General features: G+C 61.8%; 1 pseudogene. It reads left to right on the top strand.

Features of this window, described 5'->3' with window-relative positions:
- Window positions 1-253: 253 nt before the first annotated feature.
- Window positions 254-2,305, top strand: a pseudogene (locus GQ57_RS44550) (hypothetical protein); the annotation flags it as partial.
- Between the last annotated feature and the right edge of the window lie 1,916 nt (window positions 2,306-4,221).

Raw genomic sequence — 4,221 nt, 5'->3', positions numbered from 1 at the left:
TAGCTCGATCTCTTCGTTGTCGACGTCGACCTCGACGGGCATTAGCTCGCTATCGACGGGCCTGAGCTCGACCAATAGCTCGGTGTCGTCGCTGTCGACTTCGACCTCGACCGGTTTGTCGTTGGCTGGTAGCTCGATCACGTCGTTGTCCACGTCGACCTCGACGGGCATCAGCTCGCTGTCGACCGGTCTGAGCTCGACGGACAGCACGGTATCGTCGCTGTCGACGTCGACTTCGACGGGCATCGGCTCGTTGTCGACCGGCCTGAGCTCGACAGATAGCACGGTGTCGTCGTTGTCGACTTCGACGTCGACCGGTCTGTCGTCGGCCAGTAGCTCGATCACCTCGCTGTCCACGTCGACATCGACGGGCATCGGCTCGTTGTCGACGGGCCTGAGCTCGACGGATAGCACGGTGTCGTCGTTGTCTACCTCGACCTCGACTGGCTTGTCGTCGGCGAATAGCTCGATCACCTCGCTGTCCACGTCGACTTCGACGGGCATCAGCTCGCTGTCGACGGGGCTGAGCTCGACGGACAGCGCGGTGTCCTCGTTGTCGACTTCGACCTCGACTGGTCTGTCATCGGCGAACAGCTCGATCACCTCGCTGTCCACGTCGACTTCGACGGGCATCAGCTCGCTGTCGACGGGGCTGAGCTCGACGGACAGCGCGGTGTCATCGTTGTCAACCTCGACCTCGACGGGTCTGTCGTCCGCGAACAGCTCGATCACCTCGCTGTCAACTTCGACGTCGACCGGCTTGTCGTCGGCCAGTAGCTCAATCACCTCGTTGTCCACGTCAACGTCGACGGGCATCAGCTCGCTGTCGACGGGTCTGAGCTCGACGGACAGCACGGTGTCGTCGTTGTCGACTTCGACGTCGACCGGTCTGTCATCGGCGAACAGCTCGATCACCTCGTTGTCCACGTCGACCTCGACAGGCATCAACTCGTTGTCAACGGGGCTGAGCTCGACGGACAGTGCGGTGTCGTCGTTGTCGACCTCGGCCTCGACGGGCTTGTCGTCGGCGAATAGCTCGATCACTTCGCTGTCGACGTCAACTTCGACCGGCATCAGTTCGTTGTCGACCGGCCTGAGCTCGACGGATAGCACGGTGTCGTCGCTGTCAACTTCGACGTCGGCCGGTCTGTCGTCGGCGAACAGTTCGATCATCTCGCTGTCGACGTCGACTTCGACGGGTATCAGCTCGCTGTCGACAGGCTTGAGCTCGACGGACAGCACGGTGTCGTCGTTGTCGACCTCGACGTCGACCGGCTTGTCGTCGGCCAACAGCTCGATCACCTCACTGTCCACGTCGACTTCGACGGGCATCAGTTCGTTGTCGACGGGTCTGAGCTCGACGGATAGCACGGTGTCGTCGTTGTCGACCTCGGCCTCGACTGGCTTGTCTTCGGCGAATAGCTCGATCACGTCGCTGTCCACATCGACCTCGACGGGCATCAGTTCGCTGTCGACGGGTCTGAGCTCGACGGACAGCGCTGTGTCGTCGCTATCGACCTCGACTTCGACGGGTCTCTCGTCGGCGAACAGCTCGATCACCTCGCTGTCCACTTCGACATCGACGGGGCTGTCGTCGGCCAATAGCTCGGTTTCTTCGCTGTCCACGTCAACTTCGACAGGCATCAACTCGTTGTCGACCGGCCTCTCGTCGGCGAATAGCTCGATCACGTCGTTGTCGACGTCAACCTCGACCGGCATCAGCTCGCTGTCGACGGGGCTGAGCTCGACGGATAGCGCGGTGTCGTCGCTGTCAACTTCGACCTCGACCGGTCTGTCGTCGGCGAACAGTTCGATCATCTCGCTGTCGACGGGTCTGAGCTCGACGGACAGCACGGTGTCGTCGCTGTCGACCTCGACGTCGACCGGTCTGTCATCGGCGAACAGCTCGATCACCTCGCTGTCCACGTCGACTTCGACGGGGCTGTCGTCGGCGAATAGCACAATTTCTTCACTGTCGACGTCAACCTCGACGGGCATCGGCTCGTTGTCGACCGGCCTGAGCTCGACGGATAGCACGGTGTCGTCGTTGTCGACCTCGACGTCGACGGGTCTGAGCTCGACGGACAGTACGGTGTCGTCGTTGTCGACTTCGACCTCGACCGGTCTGTCATCGGCGAACAGCTCGATCACCTCGCTGTCCACGTCGACCTCGACAGGCATCAACTCGTTGTCAACGGGGCTGAGCTCGACGGACAGCACGGTGTCGTCGTTGTCCACATCGACCTCGACGGGCTTGTCGTCGGCGAACAGCTCGATCGATTCGCTGTCCACGTCGACTTCGACGGGTCTGAGCTCGACGGACAGCACGGTGTCGTCGCTGTCAACCTCGACCTCGACTGGTCTGTCATCGGCGAACAGCTCGATCACCTCGCTGTCGACGTCGACTTCGACGGGCGTCGGCTCGCTGTCAACGGGTCTGAGCTCGACGGACAGTGCGGTGTCGTCGTTGTCGACTTCGACCTCGACCGGTCTGTCGTCGGCCAATAGCTCGATTTCCTCGCTGTCTACGTCAACGTCGACGGGCATCAGTTCGCTGTCGACGGGTCTGAGCTCGACGGACAGCGCGGTGTCGTCGTTGTCCACATCGACCTCGACGGGTCTTTCGTCCGCGAACAGCTCAATCACCTCGCTGTCCACGTCAACTTCGACGGGCATCAACTCGTTGTCGACGGGCTTGAGCTCGACGGACAGCACGGTGTCGTCGCTGTCGACCTCGACGTCGACCGGTCTGTCATCGGCGAACAGCTCGATCACCTCGTTGTCGACGTCAACCTCGACCGGCCTGAGCTCGACGGACAGCACGGTGTCGTCGTTGTCGACTTCGACCTCGACCGGTCTGTCGTCGGCCAATAGCTCGATTTCCTCGCTGTCGACGTCGACTTCGACGGGCATCAGTTCGCTGTCGACGGGGCTGAGCTCGACGGACAGCACGGTGTCGTCGTTGTCGACCTCGGCCTCGACTGGCTTGTCGTCTGCCAATAGCTCGATCACCTCGCTGTCGACGTCAACTTCGACAGGCATCAGTTCGTTGTCGACGGGGCTGAGCTCGACAAACAGCACGGTGTCGTCGTTGTCCACCTCGACGTCAACCGGCCTGTCGTCGGCTACTAGCTCGGTTTCTTCATTGTCGACGTCGACTTCGACGGGCATCAGCTCGCTGTCGACGGGCCTGAGCTCGACGGATAGCACGGTGTCGTCGTTGTCGACTTCCACGTCGACCGGGCTGTCATCGGCGAACAGCTCGATCACCTCGCTGTCCACGTCGACTTCGATGGGCATCAGCTCGCTGTCGACCGGTCTGAGCTCGACGGACAGTGCGGTGTCGTCGTTGTCGACTTCGGCCTCGACGGGCTTGTCGTCGGCGAACAGCTCGATCGATTCGCTGTCCACGTCGACCTCGACCAGCGTCAGCTCGCTGTCGACGGGTCTGAGCTCGACGGACAGCACGGTGTCGTCGCTGTCAACCTCGACCTCGACTGGTCTGTCATCGGCGAACAGCTCGATCACCTCGCTGTCCACGTCGACTTCGACGGGCATCGGCTCGCTGTCAACGGGTCTGAGCTCGACGGACAGTGCGGTGTCGTCGTTGTCGACTTCGACTTCGACCGGTCTGTCGTCGGCCAATAGCTCGATTTCCTCGCTGTCGACGTCAACGTCGACGGGCATCAGTTCGCTGTCGACGGGGCTGAGCTCGACGGACAGCGCGGTGTCGTCGTTGTCAACCTCGACCTCGACGGGTCTTTCGTCCGCGAACAGCTCAATCACCTCGCTGTCCACGTCAACTTCGACGGGCATCAACTCGTTGTCGACGGGCTTGAGCTCGACGGACAGCACGGTGTCGTCGCTGTCGACCTCGACGTCGACCGGTCTGTCATCGGCGAACAGCTCGATCACCTCGTTGTCGACGTCAACCTCGACCGGCATCAGCTCGCTGTCGACAGGCCTGAGCTCGACGGACAGCACGGTGTCGTCGTTGTCGACCTCGGCCTCGACTGGCTTGTCGTCTGCCAATAGCTCGATCACCTCGCTGTCGACGTCAACTTCGACAGGCATCAGTTCGTTGTCGACGGGGCTGAGCTCGACAAACAGCACGGTGTCGTCGTTGTCCACCTCGACGTCAACCGGCCTGTCGTCGGCTACTAGCTCGGTTTCTTCACTGTCGACGTCGACTTCGACGGGCATCAGCTCGCTGTCGACGGG

The organism is Burkholderia sp. MSh2, assembly GCF_000731655.1.
GTDB classification, from domain to species: domain Bacteria; phylum Pseudomonadota; class Gammaproteobacteria; order Burkholderiales; family Burkholderiaceae; genus Burkholderia; species Burkholderia paludis.
This window is presented reverse-complemented; position numbering and strand designations above follow the sequence as displayed.